We start from the raw sequence: 20,402 nt of genomic DNA, 5'->3' as shown, positions 1-20,402 counted from the left end.
ACCGTGCTGAGGATACCAGCATCGAGAAGAGCCGATGATAACGGCGGCAGACGAACAAATCGCCAGACGAAGGCTCACCCCCGGTATGGCCGGGCGTCAATCCCCTACAATCTTACTACCGGGGAGTGAAGGCACAGCTATGGTTCGTCGCAGTGTTCTGTTCGCACCGGGTGACAATACGGAGTTGATGCGGAAAGCGGCCGGTGGCGACGCCGATGTCGTCGTCTTCGACCTCGAGGATGCGGTTGCACCGGCGGATAAAGAGCAGGCACGTCAATCCGTTCAATCAGTACTCTCGGCTGTCAGTTCGGACAACCACATCTGCGTTCGCATCAATCCCGTAGGGGTCAGCGCCACAGCGGACCTCGCAGCGATACTGACGGATGCCAGCCCTGACAGCGTGATGCTCCCCAAGGCCGGGTCCGCCGGCGACATCGAAGCACTAGAACGGCTCCTCAGAGAACACGATACGGACCTCCCGGTGCTTGCGCTGGTGGAATCGGCCGCCGGCGTCCTCAACGCGGCGGAGATCGCAGCCGCCGATTCCACCGACGCGCTCCTGTTCGGGGCCGAAGACCTCGCGGCCGACATCGGTGCGAGTCGCACCAGCGATGGGCGGGAGGTGCTCTATGCACGCCAGCGGGTCGTCGTTGCGGCCAGCGCCGCGGGAATCGACGCAATCGACACGATCTACCCGGACTACGGCGATCTGGATGGGCTCCGTGAGGCAACTGAGTTCGCCGCCCAACTCGGGTACGACGGGAAGATGGCGATCCACCCGGACCAGGTGGCGGTCATCAACGACGCGTTCACCCCCGATGACGAGGAGATAGCATGGGCTGAGCGCGTTGTTGCGGCCGACAACGAGACCGATGCTGGGGTTTTCGAGGTCGACGGGGAGATGATCGACGCACCGCTTATCGCACAGGCGGAGCGTGTCCTCGAACGCGCTCGCGAAGCCGGTCAACGGTAGTCAACGGCAACACCTATCCGGGACCTGGCTGTGCTGTCGCGTATGAAAGACGTCGTCCGGCAGAACTTCGATGCCAGCGTCGACGCCTACACGACCTACGAGCGGCGGACCAATCGCTTCACGTCGCTCGCACGCCTGCTCGCCGCCGAAATGGATGCTCGTACTGACGGCGGCCTCGGGACAGTTCTCGATGCGGGCGCAGGAACAGGCGTGAGCACACGCGTATTCACCGAGACAACAGCGGACACGATTGCCCTTGATATCAGCCGCGAGATGCTGAGCGAGATCGAGTCCACGGCCCGACTGCAGGCCGATTTCAACCACCTGCCGCTCAGTGACCAGTCAGTCGACGGCGTCGCGTTTACCGCCTCGCTCTTTCTGGTCCTCGACCCAGCGACTGCAGTACGGGAAGCTGCCAGAGTCCTCCGGTCTGGTGGAGTGGTCGGGGCCGTCGCACCGCTTGGCTGGTTCGATTCTGACGGCACAGACGCGTTCGAGCAGTTCGAGCGCGAGTCGCGCTCCCCGACTGATACACCGGCTATTCGGGACGCCCTCGCGGCTGAGTTCTCGGCGACTACAGGAACCTGGAAATTTTCGACAAGTGCCGAAAATATTCGGCTATTCCACGCGATTCCCGCGATGGCCGCACGGCTCTATCCGAAACTCGAAACGGAGAAACGAGTGCGGCAAGCCCGTGAACTCCTCGGCGCTCTCGACGGCACGTTCGAGCAACGATGGCGCTGGGTCGTCGGTGTGCCCGAATAGGTGACTTGAATCTGCGGTTCGTCCGTCGAGCGGTCACAGCGTCACTCGGCGTGGTCCCGTTTCAGCGACAGCACGGTGCGGTCGAACTCACAGACGAGGACGTCGTCCGAATCTGCGAGTTTGAACACCTCGACGTGCATCGTGACGACGCCGCGTTCGCCGTCGCTGGTCTCGCGTTTGTCGGTCACGGTCGACTGCACGCGAATCGTGTCGCCGTGGAACACCGGGTTCGGATGCTCGACGCTGTCGTAGGACAGGTTCGCGACGATGGTGCCATCGGTCGTCTCCGGGATGGTCAGACCGACCGCTAAACTCATCGTGTAGAGCCCGTTGACCAGTCGCTCGCCGAACTCCGTCTCGGCCGCGAACTCGGCGTCGAGATGGAGCGGCTGCTGGTTCATCGTCATATCGCAGAACTGCTGATTGTCGCGCTCGCTGACCGTACGGCGCTTCTCGTGTTCGATGGCCTCGCCGACCTCGAACTCCTCGTAGTAGCGTCCTGTCATAGCTCAGAGGATGGTCCCGTGTTTCTTGTCCGGGAGGTCTTTCTCGACGGTCTCGTAGAACGCAAACCGGTTTGTCAGTTCCGTTCTGAGGTCGCTCGGCGGGACGATGTCGTCGACGACGACCTCGCTAGCCATTCGATGAATGTCGATATCCTCGCGGTAGGCCTCGCGGAGTTCCTGCTCCTTTTGCTGTCGCTCGTCCTCGTCGTCGATCTCGGAGAGCTTGCGGGCGTAGACGGCGTTAATAGCCGCTTCAGGTCCCATGATCGCGATTTCCCCACTCGGAAGCCCGATTGTCGACTCGGGGTCGTAGGCGGGACCGGACATCGCGTAAATGCCCGCGCCGTAGGCCTTCCTGACCACAACGGACTGCTTGGGCACTGTCGCCGAAGACGTGGCGTAGATCATCTTCTTGCCCTGTTCGAGGATGCCCTCTTTCTCGACGCCAGACCCGGCCATGAACCCCGGCGTATCGCAGAGATACAGCAGCGGGATGTTGTAGGCGTCACAGGTCCAGATGAACTGGGCGGCTTTCTCCGCCGCGTCCGGGAAGATGGCCCCGGCACGCTGGGCTGGCTGATTGGCGATAACTCCGACTGGCCGCCCGTCTATCCGGGCGAACGACGTGATTATCTCCTTGCCGTATTCGGGCCGGAGTTCGAGCGTCGACCCGGCGTCGACGACCCGCTCAATCACGTCAAACATATCGTAACCCTTGTTCGGCTTGTCCGGGACAACGGCGTCGATACCCTCCGGCGAGCGCTTCGGGGCCGTCCCACTGGTCTGTGGTGGGTCTTCGTCGGCGTTGTCTGGCAGATAGCCGATGAGTTTCGCGACGAGTTCGCGGGCGTGTTCCTCGTCGTCGGCGATGAGGTCCGCACTCCCGGAGTGCTGTGCGTGGACAGCAGGGCCTCCGAGGTCGTCGAGGCTGATCTTTTCGCCGGTGACCATTTCGACCATCCGGGGGCTGGCGATGGCCATTGCGCTCATGTCCCGAACCATGACGGTGAAGTCCGCGAACACCGGCGTATAGGCTGCACCGGCGATACAGGGACCGTACAGCACACAGATCTGCGGGACCCGCCCCGATAGCATCGAGTGGTTGTAGTAGAACTTCCCGATACCTTCGCGGTTGGCGAAAAAGCCCGTCTGCTGGTCGATACGGCCGCCCGAGGAGTCCATCAGGTACAGCACCGGACGCCCGGTTTTCAGTGCCCGCTGTTGCATCCGGAGGAACTTCTCGACACCCTTTGCCGCCATGCTGCCACGTTTGACCGTGTAATCGTTGGCCATGAAATGCAGGTCACGGCCCTCGAACTCCGCGGCCCCCGTGATGAGCCCGTCAGCCGGGAGCTGGTCGTCGGCGTCGAACTCCGCAAATTTCCCGTCCTCGAACAGGAAATCGTCACCGAACCACAGGTCGATACGGTCCCGGACGAACAGCTTGCCCTCCTCAGGTAACTGCTCCTTGTACTTTTCCGGCCCGCCTTCGAGGATCTCTGCAATCTCCTCGCGCAGGGCCTCTTCGCGTTCGGTCGGACCGAGGTCGTCGTCGACCGGTTCCGTGGATTCGTCCCGTCGAGTGCTGTCGTACGTGGCACTGGCGACCGTTTCGCCGCTGTCAATGACGAGGGTAATGTCGTCCTCAAAGTGTGTCGCCAGCGCCTCGGCAATGGCCTGTGCTTCCGATTCGGTCGCGTCGTCTGAAATTCTGACTTGCATACTTACTCCTCCAGTACAACCAGGGTGTCACCCATGTCTACGGAGTCGCCCTCCGCGATCGGGACGGACGCGACAGTGCCGCCCGTGGATGCCACCACGTCGTTTTCCATTTTCATCGCCTCCAGCACGCAGACGACATCGCCCGCTGCGATATCGTCACCGGGCGCGACTTCGGTCGAGAGGATAGTGCCCTGCATCTCAGCCGTAATCGCACCCGACGTGGCCACCGGGCCGCCACCGGATGAATTGCCGCCCGAAGCGCCACTGCCGGAGCCGCCACTGGCGTTACCATCACCGGAGACGCGGGGTCGTCCGTCCGTAACGACGACATCGAAGCGCCTTCCGTCGACTTCGACGGCGATTTCGTCCGTCGACGCCGATGAGGTGTTGCCGCCGACCTCGTCTGTCCCCCACCGCGCGACGGCCGCGTCAAGGGCATCGTCGGCGAGTTCCTGATCGAGGTATTTCGTCGTGTGCGTCCCGGCGCGGAACGTGTCGTCGTCCAGCATCAATCGATGGAACGGGATGGTCGTGTGGACCCCCTCGACGGTGAAATGGTCGAGGGCACGCCTCGACCGGTCCAGACAGTGGTCCCGGTCCTCGCCAGCGACGATGAGCTTCGCGATCATCGAGTCGTAGTCGCCCCCGATCTCGTCGCCCTGCGAGACTGCGTGGTCGAGCCGCACACCGATACTGCTTGGCGGCGCGTACGTCGTCAGCGGTCCCGGCGTCGGCGCGAAGTCCTCGGCCGGGTTCTCCGCGTTGATTCGGTACTCGACGGCGTGTCCGTCTATCGACACGTCCTCCTGTGTAAAGTCCAGTTGCTCGCCCGCGGCGACCCGGAGCTGCCAGCGAACGATGTCGATGCCCGTCACAGCCTCGGTGACGGTGTGTTCGACCTGAATGCGGGTGTTCACCTCCATGAAGTAGAACTCCCCGTCCTCGACGAGGAACTCCACCGTGCCGGCGTTCGTGTACCCGGCTTCGCTGACACCGCGTCTGGCGGCCTCGCCGATCTGCGTCCGCAGTTCGGCATCGAGAGCGGGACTCGGGGCTTCCTCGATGACCTTCTGGTGGCGACGCTGGAGCGAGCAGTCGCGCTCGCCCAGATGACGGACGTTGCCGTGTTCGTCTGCAAGCACCTGCACTTCGACGTGTTTCGGTGCTTCGAGGTACTTTTCGACGTACACGGAATCGTTGCCGAAGTAGGCTTCCCCCTCGCGCTTCGCGCTCTTGAGCGCCTCCGCGACCTCGGCCTCGCTCCGGACGATCTTCATGCCACGACCGCCGCCGCCACCTTCGGCTTTTATCGCGATGGGGTAGCCGTACTCGGCACCCAGTTCGCGCACTTCGTCCGGCTCGCTGACAAGGTCCGTCGTGCCGGGGACGACCGGGACGCCGGCATCCTGCATCACCGTCCGGGCTTTCGTCTTTTCGCCCAGCGTCTCCATTGCGTCGCTTGGCGGCCCGACCCAGGTGATGCCGTCGGTAGCCTCGACGCGGCCAGCGAACTCAGCGTTTTCGGCGAGGAAGCCGTACCCGGGATGGATCGCGTCGGCCCCGGCCCGCTCGGCAACATCGAGTATCGCGGTCTGGTCGAGGTACGACTCGCTTGCGGGTGCCGGGCCGACGTTGTATGCGTCGTCGGCGTACTCAACGTGGCCGGCGTTGCGGTCGGCATCGCTGTAGACGGCGACCGTTTCGATACCCAGCTCTTCACACGCAGCCATCACACGGACCGCGATTTCGCCGCGGTTTGCGACAAGGACTTTCTCGAACATTAGTAGGATCTGGGGAAGCCGAGGTGCTGGCCGATATGGTTGTACGCCATCTGCTGGGAAACCGGGGCCAGCCGTGTCAGGTTGATTTCGCGCCACCAGCGTTCGACGTCGTACTCCTTCGCGTAGCCCCAGCCGCCGAACGCCTGCATGGATTGCTTGACCGCTTCGATGCCAGCACTGACGGCCGTCGCCTTCGCGACGTTCGTCTCGTACCCGCACTCCTCGCCCTGGTCGTAGAGCCAAGAGGCCTTCTCACGCATGAGCGCCGCCGTTTCCATGCGGGCGTACGCCTTGGTGATCGGGAACGACACCGCCTGATGGCTCCCGACAGGCGCGCCAAACACCTCCCGGTCGCTAGCGTACTCGATAGCAGTGTCGGCGGCCAGTTTGCCGATACCGGTCCCGGCGGCCGCAAAGCCGATGCGTTCCGGGTTCAGCATATCGACCAGAGTCCACCAGCCGTCGTCTTCCTCCCCCAGGAGGTTCTCCTCGGGGACCCGAACGTCCTCGATGAAGACTTCACAGGACTTCGAGTAGTTGATGCCGTGTTTGGGAATCGGGGACACGTCGATGCCGGGGTCGTCCATATCGACGATAAACAGGCTTATACCGTCGGTCCCGCGCTCGACCTCGTCGCGTGGGGTCGTGCGCGTGACGAGAATCATGTTGTCAGCCCGGTCGGCGAAGGTAATCCAGGCCTTGTTCCCGTTCAGAACGTACTCGTCGCCGTCTTTCTCCGCGCGGGTGGCGACGTTCAGCGTGTTTGTCCCGGCCTCGGGCTCCGTGATGCCGATAGAGAAGTTTCGCTTGCCGTTGGCGATGTCCGGCAGATAGGTCCGTTTCTGCGCTTCTGTTCCGCTCTCGCTGATACCGGCAGCGGCCATGCCGGCGGTGAGCACCAGATACCAGGTGCCTGCCATGCCACAGCCCTTGGCACAGAGCGTCTCCATGACCAGCCCCATCTCCTGTATGCCCATCCCGGCCCCTTCGTACTCCGGCGGGACCAGCAGGCCGTGGAAGCCGGCCGCGGCCAGTTCGTCCCAGAATTCCTCTCCGAACTCGCCTGCTTCCTCTTTCTCGCGCCAGTACTCCGGTCCGTACTCGGCCGCCACGTCCGCCGCGGTCGACCGAATCATCGAGCGTTCCTCTGTTTCTTCGAAATTCATTGTGGTTGTGTCTGCGTTGGCACTCGTACTGCTTGATACCCTGTGTCAGGATTCGACTTCGGCTTCTGCTTCGGCGTCGTCGTGGAGTTCGGTTCGGCGAATTTTCCCGGTCACTGTTTTGGGTAGGCCCTCCCGGAACTCGATTTCGCGCGGGTACTCGTGTGCTGAGAGCTCTTCTTTCACGTAGCTCTGGATGTCTTCTTTGAGCGAGGCGGATGGCTCAGCGTCCTCGCTCGGCACGACATAGGCCTTGACGATGTTCCCTCGCGCTTCGTGTGGTTTGGGGACGACTGCCGCCTCGGCGACCGCGTCGTGTTCACCCAGCGAACTCTCGACCTCGAACGGCCCGATGCGGTAGCCAGCAGAGAGGATCACGTCGTCCGCACGCCCCTCGAACCAGAAGTAGCCGTCCTCGTCTTTGTGTGCCAGATCACCCGAGAGGTACCATGTCCCGTCCGGTCCGTCGACGAACGCTCGCTGGGTCTTCTCGGGCTTGTTCCAGAACTCGGCGAAGAAACACGGGTAGTCGCCGCGCTGTGCGATTTCGCCCGTCTCACCGGGTTCCAGAACCTCGCCGCTCTGTGGGTCGACGATGTCGGCCTCGATTCCGGGGAGTGGTTTCCCCATCGACCCGGGCCGGAGGTCCATCGTTGGATAGTTGTTGATGATCATGTTCCCGGTCTCAGTCTGGCCGTACGTATCCAGAATCGTGACGCCGAGTTCGTCTTCTCCCCACTCGACGACGCCGGCGCTGAGCGGTTCGCCGATGGAAAGCGCATGCCGCAAATCGAGGTCGACATCCGCAAGGACCTCCTCGTTCTCCCGGAGCATCCGGTACGCCGTCGGAACCGAGAACAGGACGCTAATCGGGTATTCGTCGAGCAGGGCGGCCCACTCGTCGGTGTCGAACTCGCCTTCGTACGTGAACAGCGACGCACCCCAGAACCAGGCACCGAGGGTGTTGATTGCACCCGTCAGCCAGCCGAGGTCACCGGTCGACCAGTACAGGTCGCCGTCTTGAAGGTCCACGGCGTACTTCTGTGTTGCCGCGACGCCGGCGATCCAGCGCTGTTTGTGGAGGACACCCTTGGCCAGCCCGGTCGTTCCCGAAGTGTAGTACAGCAGCGCGTCGTCTTCCCCGCTGGTCTCAGCGACCTCGTACGCCGTGCTCGCGCCATCAAGCGCGGTATTGAACACCACGTCGTCAGCGGGTGCGCCGCCCCCGCGGTCAACGGTGAGTACGTGTTCGACCGACGGGGCCTCGTCCAGCGCGTCTTCGACCGTGTCGCGATTGTCGGTCGTGGTGACGACGACCTTCGCGTCGCAGTCGTCCAGACGGTACGAGATGCCGTCGGGGCCGAACCGCTCGTTGACACTTCCCCAGACGGCACCGTGTTTGAGCGTGCCGACCAGCGCCACGTAGTGCTCCGGAATCCGGGGCATGTATGAAAAGACCCGGTCACCCTGGGCGACCCCGAGGTCGTCGAGAACGTTGGCGAACTGGCTCGAACGGTCAGCAAGCTCCCAGAACGTCATTTTCGACAGCTCTCCGTCGGTCCCGACCTGGTAGAGTGCGACCTGGCCCCGGTCGGTCGCGTGACGGGCGGCGACTTCGTGCCCGATGTTCAGCTCGTTTGGTGCGTCCCAGTCCGCTGCCGCGTATATATCGTCCCAGGAGAACTCGTTTCGCGCTGTGTCGTAGTCCGGGAGGTTGTGGCTGGTGACCATACACCGCTCGGAATACCGGATTCTGGTATAACTGTACCGGTTACTTTTTGCGAAAAACGTATTGAATCTATTTTATTTTTCATTCCTACCTAGGTATTATTCGATTTCAGTATGGCGTAAACAGAACTGATTACAACATATTCGAAGATATATACACGCGAGAGACATATTCAGTGGGGCGATTCGTTTTCAGTCGTCTCTCCGGGAGCGGTGTCGGGTTCGTCCCACAGGACACGAGCCACGTCGCGGACGTCGTTCGGGAAGGAGTTCTCGAACGTGACTCGCGGCGCGATGTAGGTTTCCTTCCAGCGCGGGTCCCACGCCGCGTTCACGTACAGGCGCGAGCCGGTTTCGTTGTCTCGTCGATAGTGAGGGCGTGTCGCTGCCGGTGCATCCGGTTCGCTGAACGTCCAGTCGCGGGCGGGGTGGGATTTCAGCCAGATATCGGCCAGAACGCGGCCGAAGTCCTGTGGCGGAACGTCTTCATCGACGATAACGACCGTGTCGAAAAGCGACGAGAACGAAAAGAGGATGTTCGCGAGTTGCCACTCGAAGCCGCCGTAGAGCACGTCACTAGCGACGAAACAGATACCGAGTTCAGCCTCTGCCGGCAGCATAATCCATTCGACTGGCGAGATGCCCCAGTAGTTGTTGAGTCGGTGATAGAGCGCTGCGGCGGTCACGAGCCCCGTGAGACGGGTGTCATCCGCGAGTGGGCGACCGACGGGGGAGACGGGGATGACCGGGTTTTCAGTAGTGCGGACGCGCTCGACCGACAGCGAGAGCGGGCCGCTCTCGATGACGTATTCCCAGCCCTCTCGACGGTCGGACCGGAAGTCCGGCTTGCAGTCCACGACCGTCGTCTCCATGACGACCTCCGTCGCGCTCGGGACGAGGCCGCCGTTGGTCGGGACGAGCGGGACGGTTCCGGTCACCCCACAGGACTGGATCGGCGTGGCAGTTTGCTCGGTGACAGCGAGCAGGTACGCCGTCGTGATCGCCGCCGGCGGCACGCCGAGCGCTATCGTTATTGTCGTCCCTTCACTGACAAGCGACGACAGCGTGTCCGGGACGCGCACTCTGAGCGTCTCGCCGCCCACGACCGAGCCGTGAACCGGTGCCCAGTGTGTGCCGTCAGCGGTCGAGACCGATGCGACGCCAAGCGTCACTGCGGGCCACGTATCGGTTTCGCCCTGCGGGAACCGCAAGTCCTGTGCGTCGATATCTGTTCCCGAGGCCGCCTGACCCGTGTATGTCGGGTCCAGGTTCCCGCCGGCCGGGCCGAGAGTGCTGATCGTCTCCAGTAGATCAACGAGCGTGGCTTCCGGGTCGAGTCCGAGGCCGAGCGACAGCCGCGACCACGGCCTGGCCTCGCGCTGGTGTGTCTGGTCCGGGCCGCTGAACACACCGCTAACTAGATCACTGCCGGCGGCTCGCTGGAATCGAAGCGCCGGTCCACTCGCGCGGAGCGCCTCCGCCGCAAGCACGTCCACCGGGACTTCGAACGGGCCGTTGAGTCGGACGAGGTCGTCGTCGCCGGCCAGTCCGCGGACGTACTGCGTGAACGGTATCACTGTGACTGCCCCTCCCGCTCGTCAAGCCGGTCGAACCGCGCAGCGTTTAGGCCCGCTTCGACCAGCCGCTCCTGGGCTCGCTTCCGGGTTTCTGTGGTCGCTGCCATCTCCGCCGCGTCACCGTCGGTCGTTGCGTCAATGTAGGCTTTGGCCGTCTTCGCCTTCGACGTCCCCACGTCCGCGTTGCCCTTCTCGTCGGGCGTCTGGTAGATGTTGAGCGGAACTTTCGGCATTCGCTCGACGCCGAACTGATGGAAGTCGGCGTCCGGATCGGCCTCAAGCGCGATAGCTGTCAAGACTGCCCGTGGGTCGAGCGGGTCGACAGCAGCGTCGACAAACACGAAGAAATCGATGTGGAGCATCCCCCACGTCGTGAAAATGAAGTTCGCCAGTTCGTGGAGATAGCCCGGATACGGTCGATCCGTCGCGATGACCCAGACGGTGCGAGAGGTGAATCGCCACGGGACCGCCATCGCAACGTCGAATCCGGCGGCCCGAAGACCGACAGTCGCGTCGGGGCCGGCCGCGACGAGCCGGAGCGTACTGGTCGAGTTTTGCCCGTATCCGACACCGCTCCCCTCGACACAAAACGGTATTCGCGGTTCGTGGCGGTGGGTGATCGCATCGACCTCGAACACCGGCATGGAGCGTCGCGGGCCGTTCATGTAGCCGAAGTAGTCGCCGAACGGCCCCTCGTCGAGGCGGTCGTCGGGTCGAACGTGGCCTTCGAGAACTAACTCGGCCGTCGCCGGGACGTACAGGTCATTGGTTTCGCACTGGACGAGGTCCACAGGCTCGCTTTTCAGGCCGCCCGCGAATGCCGCTTCGCTCCGGCCTGTCGGAATCCACATATCCGCAGTACACTCGACGGTGGGTTCGGCACCGATGACGACCGCGACGGGCATCGGTTCGCCCCGGGGTTCGTAGTCGTAGTAGTAGCGGTTGGGTACCTGCTCGCCGGCCAGTAACAGCAGACTGGCCTGGGAGGAGTCGTGGATCATCATGCGATGGCTCGACCAGGTCCCCCACTCCGTGTCGGGGTCCGGTGCGACGATGGTGTGGAGATTCGAGTACCGTCCCCCGTCGCCCTCATGGATATATGGCCACGGAAACGACAGGAGGTCGACCTCGTTCCCCGTCCGCACTGTTTCTTTGCAGGGAGCCTCCTGGCTCGCGACAGTTCGGGGCGCTTGTGGCGCGTTGAGGCGATCAATCACTCGGTCGTAGTACGTACGGCCCGAAAGGCCGCCTGAGAGTCCCAGCGCGCGGGCGAAGTGATCCCAGGGACGCGTCTGGGGGCCGCGGTACGGATCGCCAACCAGTTTCGACTCCGTCTCTAGCCCTGCGATGGACTCGAACACCGGAATCGGGCCGTCGCGGATATTGGCGAGCATCGTCGCCGCGCTCGCTTCGAGGTCCCACGACACCGGTTGGTCAAAGGACCGGAGCCAACCGGTCGTGTCGAGCAAATCGAGGTACTCGCGGAGCGAACTAACCGACATAGATCACTCCTGTTGTTCCAGCACGCGCCTCAGTGGGTCGTCGTCGAGTTCACGGCGGACCTCAGCGTAGGCGTCAAGCAGGGCCGGTCGTTCTGTGGCGAGCTGGTCGAACGCGATCTCGCGAAGCGCATCGGCCGTTGACTCGTACTCGCCTGTCTCGACGAGATACTGTAAGAGGACCTTCAGATCGTCGGATCGTGTATTGAGGATGTTCGACGCCGTCTCCTGTTCGGCCGCCAGATGCGTCACCAGCTCCTGATCGATACCAGTCGCCTCAGTCTCGTCGAGCAGTTCGACGTATCTGGTCTCGCTGACGCTCTCGTGTGGCCCGGCGACGATTGTTAGCGGTTCCGGGTCAGTGAGCGCATCGGGGTCTTTGGCAATCCGAACGCGTGCCTCGAAAATGCGTTTCGTTTGGGCATCCGTGATCTGTAGTGTGGTCTCTGTCTGTGCTTCTTCGGGGAGATGGTCTGCTGACGTGATGTAGTGGTTCGACATTACCTGCCCTCAGTTGTTTTGCTGATGTTCTTAGCAACCTCTTGTCCCTATTGCATATATGTACCGTCGTCAGTCCACCGTTTCACTGACCCGTGCATCCCAGGCACAGTTTGTCGCTCGAATCGGGCTCTGTGAGCTGAAATGCGCGGATCACTAGTATTGAGAGGTTGTCAGAAAGTGTATATTTACACGAGCCAGTATAATGTTTCCTTCAGTTATATATGCCGCTTGATCGAAGCCAGAGTATGCACTGCCAATTGACGCGACTCAGCCGTTTTCGCTTCGATAGATGAACGGATTGTTTCGCCGGTACCTGGTCGTTATCGTCCGGTTTTTACCCTTCGCGCTGTCATTTCTCCGTGACCGTCGGCGGTTCGTCCTTTTTGGCTCACGAAGACAGGTTCCAGACGAGAAGCATCGACAACGGGCCGAGCAGATCCGGGATACGATGCTCGAACTCGGACCGGCCTTCATCAAAGTCGGGCAGGTACTCTCGACGCGCCCAGATATCGTTCCACCGGTGTATGCCGACGTTTTCGGAACCCTTCAGGACGAAGTGCCAGAGGGTGCAGGGGGCGATCCAAAACACGTCGTCGCGGAAGAACTGGGCGACGAACTCGATCAGTCGACGCTCGAACCGGTCGCCGGCGGGTCGCTCGCGTACGTCTATACGGCAGACTATCGGGGTGAGCGAATCGCACTGAAAGTTCGACGTCCCGAATTGAAACCCGTGATAACGCGTGACCTCCGGGTGGTCCGGGGGCTGCTTCCGCTGATTCGCCCCTTCGCTACCGAACGCCAGCAGTATTCGATCCAAAACGCGGCTGACGATTTTGAGGACATCATCCTGAACGAGTTGGATTTCAAGCGTGAAGCGACGATCATGGCCGATATCAGGGAGAACTTCGACGACGATGAGCGAGTCGTCATCCCTGCCATCTACGAAGACCTGTGCTCTGAGCGCGTGTTAGCTATGGAGTATCTGACCGGTCGGAAAATAACCGACGACGACGCTTTCGACGATGTCGACGTGACGCCACACGAGATGGCGACACGGATCATCAATGTGTACCTGGAGATGGGTCTCGTCGACGGCGTGTTCCACGCTGACCCCCATCCGGGCAACCTCGGCGTCACAGACGACGGCCATCTGTTACTCTTCGATTTCGGCATGAGCGAACGCCTGCCACCGACGGTTCAGGACGATATCATCGCCCTCTATCGGGCACTCGTCCGTCGTGACGTGGACGACCTGGTGGACGCGCTCATCGCGCTCGATGTCCTCGAACCACACGTCAACCGCGCCGAGGTCGGCCGGGTGCTCGAACTTGTCATCGAGAACCTCGAAGGCCAGTCGGAGATCACCTGGCGGCAGATCATTACGGAGTTGACGACGACCCTCCGTGCGTTCCCGTTTCGGATTCCGCCGGACGTGATGCTACTCATCCGTGTCGGGACCGTCGGTGAGGGCGTCTGTCGACAGCTCGATCCGGAGTTCGACTTCCTCGCCGCTGTTCGCTCGTTTCTCGTCGAACAGAACCTCATCGAGAGTGAATTGGACGCAATCATCGAGGAAACGTGGGCGGACGTGCGCCGGTCGCTTCCCGCGCTGGCACGGGTCCCGTCACGAGTCGACCGAACGTTGTATCGGCTCGAACGTGGTGAACTGGTCGTCCGTACGGAACCGGCTGATGGACATGGAATAGGGGAGCGGAATCTCGGTTACGCGGTGATCGCCGGAGCGCTCATCGTGGCAGCAGCGATTCTGACCTTTCACCAGCGTCCGTACGAGATCCCAGTACTTGCCGTCGCCGCCGGCTTTCTCCTCGTCTACCTCGTCGACATCGAGTCGTAGCTCCTGCCTCACCGGGTCTCCAGAAGAACAAACAGCAATCCGACCGAGAGTCGGAATGCAGGTGACGGCACAGGTGTAGTCGGCTCATCCGGAATGGCTCGCGCAGTTCTCCGGTCATCAGGGAAAAACCGAGCACGGCTCCGAAGTCGCCACAGCAGACGACCGATACCGGCTCTCACACCCGAAGTTTGACAACTTGGAGGCATGAACCCCTAGAGAATGGTCGCGATCATCGATTCGCTCCTCCTTCGTCTCCTCGTTGTATTCGGTATTGGTGCTCTCATCGGACTGGAACGGGAACAGGCGAAATCTGGGGGTACGTTCGCTGGCAGCCGGACGTTTCCGCTGTTTGCCCTCGTCGGTGCAACCGCCCAGGCGTTCTTTCCGGCCCTCTTACCCGTCACTGTCCTCGCTATTGCAGTCCCCCTGACCGTCGCGTATGCCGGGAAAGTGCTGACTGAAGGGGATATCGGACTCACGACGGTGACCGCTGCCTTGCTCACTGTCCTTCTGGGTGCGTTGGCAGTGTCCTCCGAACGCGGGATGCTGTTCGCGATCATTCTCGGCGGGAGTGTCACTGTCCTCATGTCGGCGAAACCCATGATCCACAGTTTCGTCGACCAGATCGACGAGCGGGAACGCCGTGCCTCGCTCAAATTCATCCTCGTCGTGGTGGTCGTGCTGCCGATCCTGCCTGATCGTGAACTCGATGTCCTATACGGCCTCAATCCGCGGTTCATCTGGCTGATGGTCGGCTTTGTCACCGGCCTGAGCTTCGCTGCCTACATCTTGAGCCGGTTTCTCGGAGCCAAGCGGGGGATCGCCCTCACGGGAATCCTCGGCGGGTTCGTCTCTTCGACCGCGACGACGGTCTCGATGGCCGAGCGGATCAGTGAAACTCCAGAGCTCTACAAGATCGGCTCGTTCTCGATTGTCGTCGCGTCGATCGTCATGTTCCCGCGCGCACTCGTCGAGGTCGCCGTCGTCAACCCGGCCTTACTCCCTCGCGTCGTCGTTCCGCTCGGAGTAATGACTGGTGTCGGCGTGGGTATCGCCGGCATCGTCTACTGGCAATCGACGACAGAGTCCGCGGTCGAGACCGATCTCAAGAACCCGTTTCGTCTCCGACCGGCACTGTTTTTCGGCGCTGTTTTCGCAATCGTGCTCCTCGTGTCCCAGTCCGCGAATACCTGGTTCGGCGACTCGGGTATCTATGCGACTGCGTTCCTCTCGGGGCTCGCTGACGTCGACGCCATCACGCTTACGCTGAGCGCGCTCGAAGCGGACGGTGAGATCTCGCCCGAAGTAGCGACTACCGGCATCGTCATCGGCGCTATCGCGAATACGCTCACGAAAGCCGGACTCGCGTGGCTACTGGGGACGGTCGAACTGGGCCGGCGAGTGACGGTCGCTCTTGGAATCGTCGCCGTCGCCGGCATCGCTGTCGTCGTCCTCTAATCCGTTGGGCCACCGAAGCCACGTCGGTCCCGAAAATCGCGTCCGGAAGCCGTGAAGAAACTACCTGCGAACGTACGAGATATCGGGAAGCTCCGAGAAGCTCTCAGAATAGGCTGAGACGTAAGCGACGGACTGACGATAGTCAGGCGTCGAAAAACCGGTCCGGCTCGATTCGCGACAGCCGCATCGCGTTTCCGGTGACGCCGAGGCTCATCCCCATGTCGCCGACCACGACCGCGAGCGCGACACTAACCAGCCCTAGTGGGACACCCAGTGCGAGCAGGAACTTCGCGCCGAGGCTCACCCAGATGTTCTGCCGGATCACGCCGTTAGCGGTGTGTGACAGCTCGTACAGGTAGGGGAGCTTCCCGATATCGTCGCCCATCAGTGCGATGTCCGCCGTTTCCAGCGCGGTGTCGGTGCCAGCAGCGCCCATCGCGATACCGACTTCCGCGGTGGCGAGCGCGGGCGCGTCGTTGATCCCGTCGCCGACCATCGCCACCTCGCCGTACTCCGCCTGCAACCCCTCGACTGCATCGACCTTCTCGTCCGGCAGGAGTTCGGCGCGGTACTCGTCGACGCCGACCGCGTCGGCGATAGCACGGGCGGTACCCTCGTTGTCGCCGGTCAGCATCACGACGCGCTCGACACCCAGCTCCTGTAAGCGCTGGACAGCCTGCTTCGAGGCGGGGCGTACCTCGTCGGCGATGGCGATGGCACCCAGCAGCTTCGACTCCGTTCCGACGATAACGACCGTCTTGCCCTCCCGCTCCAGTGCGGCGAGTGCATCCTCGGCGAACGCCCCGTCGTCGGACGCAGCCGTTTCTTCCGGCACGATGCCACCGTCAGACCGATGCGCTGACGAGGCTCCGGTCGCTCCGCTCCCGGGGACACCGTCTGGGTCGCGGCGGGCCCGCGAGAGATCGAAGCCAAACTCCTCGAAGAGCGCGGGCTTGCCCGCGTAGTACGTCTCGCCGTCGATCTCCCCGCGGATACCCTTCCCGGTGAGGCTCTCGAAGCCCGTCAGGTCGGGGCGGTCGTCCACACCCTCCTCGTTTGCACGGGCGAGGATCGCCGTGGCGATCGGATGCTCGCTGCGCCGCTCCAGTCCGGCGGCGTGACTGAGGAGCGTCGCCGCATCCGTGTCGCCGGCAGGGACGACGTCGGTGACGGCGAGTTCGCCCTTCGTGAGCGTGCCCGTCTTGTCGACGGCGACGGCGTCGACCCCGCCCATCGCTTCGAGGTAGTTACCGCCCTTGATGAGGACGCCGTTCTTCGCGGCGCTGGTGATGCCCGAGACCACCGAGACGGGCGTCGAGATGACGAAGGCACAGGGGCACGCAATCACCAGCAGCGTGAGCCCGCGGATGAACCACGTCTGCCAGTCACCGGCGAACGTGACGCCGTACCCGGCCACGTTCACTGACACTGGGTCAGCGATGACCAGTGGTGGAATGACGGCGGTCAGAATCGCCAGCACGACGACAACCGGCGTGTAGTAGCCCGAGAACCGGTCGACGAACTGCTCGGTGTCGGTCTTTTTCGCCTGTGCGCCCTGCACCATCTCGATGATGCGCGAGAGCGTCGAATCGCCCGCCGTCGACGTGACTTCCACTTCGAGATAGCCACCCTCGTTGATGGCACCGGCGTACACTTCGTCGCCAGCGGCCTTGTCGACGGGGACACTTTCGCCGGTAATCGGTGACTGGTCGACCGCACTCTCGCCCTCGACGACAGTACCGTCGAGCGGGATTTTGTCGCCGGGGCGGACGACCACGGTCTCGCCGATCTCCACCTCGTCGGCGGGCACCGTCACTTCCTCGCCATCGCGCATGACAGTCGCCTCGTCCGGTGATAGCTCCATCAGCTCGCGCAGGGAGTCCCGTGCCCTGTCCATCGCGTAGTCTTCGAGCAGCTCGGCGATGCTGAACAGGACAGCCAGCGTCGCGGCCTCGACGAAGTAGCCGATACCGGTCGCGGCGATGATAGCCGTCCCCATCAGCAGGTCGATGTCGAGGCTCAGATTCTTCGCCGAGTAGTAGCCGCTGCGGACGACAGGGGCGCCGCTGGCGGCGACGGCCCCCAGGAACAGCACGTCGGCAACGGCCAGTGGATAGCCGAGAACACTTGCCACCGCGATATTCTGTGCTGTCAGGAGAAACTCGAAGAGGAGACCGAACGTGACCAGCGCCGCGCCGACCCACGTCTTCTTCGCGCGGGGACTCGTCCAGACCTCCGACGGCGGCGCGATGTCGACGCTGTCGCCCGACTCCACCCGTTCATCGGCGTCGGAGTCCGAGCCGCCAACGACTTCGTAACCAGCGGCTTCAATCGCCTTGACTACATCTGCCTCGCTAGTACGTTCAGAATCGTACGTGACACTGGCTGTACCGGTGGTCGGCTGGAGCGTGGTGTCGACAACGCCGTCGACACGCTGGAGACTTTTGTCGACTTTCTGGGCACAGGAGGGGCAATCCATTTCGGGGACTGTGAGGCGGACAGTCAACTCCTGTTGCTGACCGCCCCCACTTGCCTGCCCCGTCGAATCCGGATTCTCTGTCATCACTTCATGATAGGCGCGTGAGTTCGATAAGGCTTTGTTGGAATATTCCAACCCGATGGGTCAACGTGATACCGAGGACTCCTCGCCCACTCGGCTGCCCGCGACGTACTGCTTCGCCAGCTGTTCCTCAGCCCGACGCAGTCGGTAGGTGAGCGTCGACCGGGGGACGTCGAGGTGCTCGGCTAACTCGCCGACGTCGACCTCTCGGGGTGACTCGTAGTAACCGTGCTCGACAGCGGCCCGGAGTGCGGCCTCTTGCTCCGGCGATAGGGCACCCTGTGTCCCGTCGGATTCTCGCATCGACGCCGTCGTGTCCGCAGTGCGGAGTATCTCCATCTGGGCACTTTCCCCGACGGCCGCCGCGAGGTCGTCGAAGAACGCGGCCACGTTACCCTCGCCGGAGTGAATGAGTCGCCACGTATAGTGATGCCCCTCGTGGCGCGTCTCGAACAGTACGCCCTCTCCGAGGTGATCGCGGGCGATGTGGGGAACCGAAGCACAGGCGGGGGTGCGTTCCCAGTCGGAGTAGAGGACAAGCGTGTCGTCGGCGCGGTCGAGGACGCGAGTGGTCTGGGTGGCTCCGCAGTCCTCGGTGGCGAGACAGTCGGCGTAGTAGTCGCTGGTGAGAAAGGCGTCTTCGATGGCGTCGAGCGCCTCGGGAGTTCCGGTAGCGTGGTCGACGCGCCAGAGACGGTCAGCAGTGGCGTGCAGCGAGAGCGAGCGGACACGGGCGTTGGGGTGTTCGGCGAGAGCGTCTGCAACCCTGTTGCAGCCCGGCTCGTAGTCGAGAGCGAAAACGAGTTCGCGCATACGCATCGTAAGCAGCGGTTCGATAAAACACGTCGGGACGATGCCGTTCAGCCTTGACTTCGGGACGCTCCGCTCATCGTTGACGACAGTCAGAGCACGTCATCGGTATCGAACAGGCCCCGCATTCATTGGATCGCAATGGCTTGTCGCTCGCGGTCCGGAATTCCGTCGGAGAGATTGTCTATGTCTGCTCTCCGTCTAACAGCGGAACCAGTGGGGTGGCTAACAGCGGAAGCGGTGGGGTTACGGGCTTTTTTTCAGGAGTTCTGACAGCCCTGTTTTGATCGAGCTGATGGATTGCTCTAGCTCGAATTCCTTGTACTTTCCACCGCCTTTCCCCCGGTTGTACTCCGCTGAGGACACAATTCCGAGTTGTGTGAGCTCACCGAGATAGTCACGGACCGAGCGCTCTGAAACCGGGTCCAGACCCTCATCACGGGCTAACTCCTGATACGCACCCAGGATGTCTCGTGTCCGGGCTGGCGTGTCATCGTCTTCGGCGAGCCCGGTGAGCGCATAGAGAACGAGTTGGCCGTGATCGGAGTAGTTACGGATACCTTCAACGACCTGATCGGTCTGTAGCCGCTGCCGGGCTTCGCGTACGTGATGTTCCGTTACGAGTTCATCGTCGTACTCCCGAGCGAGGTCTCCGGCCTCAAGGAGGAGGTCCAGAGCCTGGCGGGCGTCCCCGGAGTCTTTCGCGCCGTACGCAGCACACATTTCGATGACGCCGTCATCGAGGACATCGTCCTGAAACGCGACAGCCTCACGCTGTTTCAGAACGAGCTGAAGCTCGTTGGCGTTGTACGCCGAGAAAGACACTTCCTTTTCACAGAGACTCGACCGGACTTTCGAGGACAGTTGGTTGCGGAAATCGAGATCGTTCGAGATACCGATGACGCCCAGTTTCGCTTCGGAGATGTCACCGTTCGATCTGGCGCGAGGAAGTTTGTACAGCAGCGAATCGTCTTCGATGTGATCGACTTCGTCGAGAACGATGAGTACCGTGCCGCCCAGGTCATCGAGTGCGTCGAAGAGGAATTGATACACTGAAGCCTGTGGATATCCGGTGTTGGAGATTTGATTCGCCGGATCACGAAGTGTGTTGACGATTGCGACCGCGGCCTGATAGCTCGAATTGAGTCCATCGCAGTTGACTTCGACCGTACTGAGGTCCAGTCCGTCGACATCTGCTGCGTCGCGTTCCAGGGCGGAGAGGAGGTATCGGGTGGCAGCAGTCTTCCCGACACCGCTTTTCCCGTACAGGAAGATGTTCGACGGAGTTTCGTTGTTGATGACTGGCTGGAGAGCAGCGTGATACTTCTGGAGCTCCTCGTCACGTCCGACGAGCTCCTCAGGAGTCCACTCTTCGAGTAGTGCCTCGCGTTGTTCGAATATTGTGGAGGTGGGCGAAAACGTAATATCGCTCATTTGTGTGTAGTTGCAACACGGAGTGTCTTAACCTTTGGTTCCGCTGCTTCCGCTGTTCGGTTGGGTATAT

Annotated in this window: 15 protein-coding genes; 4 read left to right on the top strand and 11 right to left on the bottom strand. The window is 62.1% G+C overall.

What is annotated here, in order from left to right; genetic code table 11:
* Window positions 1-139 precede the first annotated feature (139 nt).
* Together SG26_RS00510 and SG26_RS00505 are read left to right on the top strand one after the other, a co-directional pair.
* The gene (locus SG26_RS00510; protein WP_050036546.1) at window positions 140-973 is read left to right on the top strand and encodes a CoA ester lyase; all 834 of its coding nucleotides are present in this window, start codon (window positions 140-142) and stop codon (window positions 971-973) included.
* A gap of 42 nt (window positions 974-1,015) precedes the next feature.
* Window positions 1,016-1,738 (top strand): class I SAM-dependent methyltransferase, encoded by a 723-nt coding sequence (locus SG26_RS00505; RefSeq protein ID WP_050036545.1) that lies wholly within the window; start codon window positions 1,016-1,018, stop codon window positions 1,736-1,738.
* Between the two features lie 41 nt (window positions 1,739-1,779).
* Here the strand turns inward: SG26_RS00505 and SG26_RS00500 are convergent, their stop codons facing one another.
* From SG26_RS00500 to SG26_RS00465, 8 genes are all read right to left on the bottom strand, one after another.
* Window positions 1,780-2,244, bottom strand: a complete 465-nt coding sequence (locus SG26_RS00500) for a MaoC family dehydratase (RefSeq protein ID WP_050036544.1) — start codon at window positions 2,242-2,244, stop codon at window positions 1,780-1,782.
* Window positions 2,245-2,247: 3 nt separating this feature from the next.
* Window positions 2,248-3,966 (bottom strand): acyl-CoA carboxylase subunit beta, encoded by a 1,719-nt coding sequence (locus SG26_RS00495; protein ID WP_014030908.1) that lies wholly within the window; start codon window positions 3,964-3,966, stop codon window positions 2,248-2,250.
* Between the two features lie 2 nt (window positions 3,967-3,968).
* A complete protein-coding gene (locus SG26_RS00490; RefSeq protein WP_050036543.1) occupies window positions 3,969-5,747 on the bottom strand; it encodes an acetyl-CoA carboxylase biotin carboxylase subunit in 1,779 nt (592 codons plus the stop codon).
* Window positions 5,747-6,913, bottom strand: a complete 1,167-nt coding sequence (locus SG26_RS00485) for an acyl-CoA dehydrogenase family protein (RefSeq protein WP_050036542.1) — start codon at window positions 6,911-6,913, stop codon at window positions 5,747-5,749. Before SG26_RS00485 ends, SG26_RS00490 begins: the two co-directional genes overlap by 1 nt.
* 45 nt (window positions 6,914-6,958) lie before the next feature.
* The gene (locus SG26_RS00480) at window positions 6,959-8,641 is read right to left on the bottom strand and encodes an acyl-CoA synthetase (protein WP_050036541.1); all 1,683 of its coding nucleotides are present in this window, start codon (window positions 8,639-8,641) and stop codon (window positions 6,959-6,961) included.
* Window positions 8,642-8,811: 170 nt separating this feature from the next.
* The gene (locus SG26_RS00475; RefSeq protein WP_050036540.1) at window positions 8,812-10,215 is read right to left on the bottom strand and encodes a UbiD family decarboxylase domain-containing protein; all 1,404 of its coding nucleotides are present in this window, start codon (window positions 10,213-10,215) and stop codon (window positions 8,812-8,814) included.
* On the bottom strand, window positions 10,212-11,717 hold the full coding sequence (locus SG26_RS00470) for a UbiD family decarboxylase (protein ID WP_014030913.1): 1,506 nt from the start codon (window positions 11,715-11,717) through the stop codon (window positions 10,212-10,214). Before SG26_RS00470 ends, SG26_RS00475 begins: the two co-directional genes overlap by 4 nt.
* A 3-nt stretch (window positions 11,718-11,720) precedes the next feature.
* Entirely contained in the window at window positions 11,721-12,215 is a 495-nt protein-coding gene (locus SG26_RS00465; RefSeq protein ID WP_014030914.1) for a hypothetical protein, read from the bottom strand.
* 289 nt (window positions 12,216-12,504) lie between these two features.
* Here SG26_RS00465 and SG26_RS00460 point away from each other — a divergent pair, with 289 nt between their 5' ends.
* Window positions 12,505-14,070 (top strand): AarF/ABC1/UbiB kinase family protein, encoded by a 1,566-nt coding sequence (locus SG26_RS00460; RefSeq protein WP_050036539.1) that lies wholly within the window; start codon window positions 12,505-12,507, stop codon window positions 14,068-14,070.
* A gap of 219 nt (window positions 14,071-14,289) precedes the next feature.
* A complete protein-coding gene (locus tag SG26_RS00455; protein ID WP_050036538.1) occupies window positions 14,290-15,528 on the top strand; it encodes an MgtC/SapB family protein in 1,239 nt (412 codons plus the stop codon).
* Between the two features lie 142 nt (window positions 15,529-15,670).
* Here SG26_RS00455 and SG26_RS00450 read toward each other — a convergent pair whose 3' ends face one another.
* The 3 genes from SG26_RS00450 to SG26_RS00440 all read right to left on the bottom strand — a co-directional run bounded on the left by SG26_RS00450 (window position 15,671) and on the right by SG26_RS00440 (window position 20,332).
* Window positions 15,671-18,091 (bottom strand): cation-translocating P-type ATPase, encoded by a 2,421-nt coding sequence (locus SG26_RS00450; protein ID WP_050036537.1) that lies wholly within the window; start codon window positions 18,089-18,091, stop codon window positions 15,671-15,673.
* A gap of 60 nt (window positions 18,092-18,151) precedes the next feature.
* The gene (locus SG26_RS00445) at window positions 18,152-18,901 is read right to left on the bottom strand and encodes a helix-turn-helix domain-containing protein (RefSeq protein ID WP_014030918.1); all 750 of its coding nucleotides are present in this window, start codon (window positions 18,899-18,901) and stop codon (window positions 18,152-18,154) included.
* A 243-nt stretch (window positions 18,902-19,144) separates the two neighbouring features.
* Window positions 19,145-20,332 carry an orc1/cdc6 family replication initiation protein gene (locus SG26_RS00440; protein ID WP_050036536.1) on the bottom strand — a complete coding sequence of 396 codons (1,188 nt, stop codon included), beginning with the start codon at window positions 20,330-20,332 and terminating at the stop codon, window positions 19,145-19,147.
* Window positions 20,333-20,402 lie beyond the last annotated feature (70 nt).

Source organism: Haloarcula sp. CBA1115 (assembly GCF_000827835.1).
Lineage (GTDB): Archaea > Halobacteriota > Halobacteria > Halobacteriales > Haloarculaceae > Haloarcula > Haloarcula hispanica.
The sequence above is the reverse complement of the archived record's forward strand: the minus strand, read 5'-3'. Positions and strand labels throughout refer to the sequence as shown.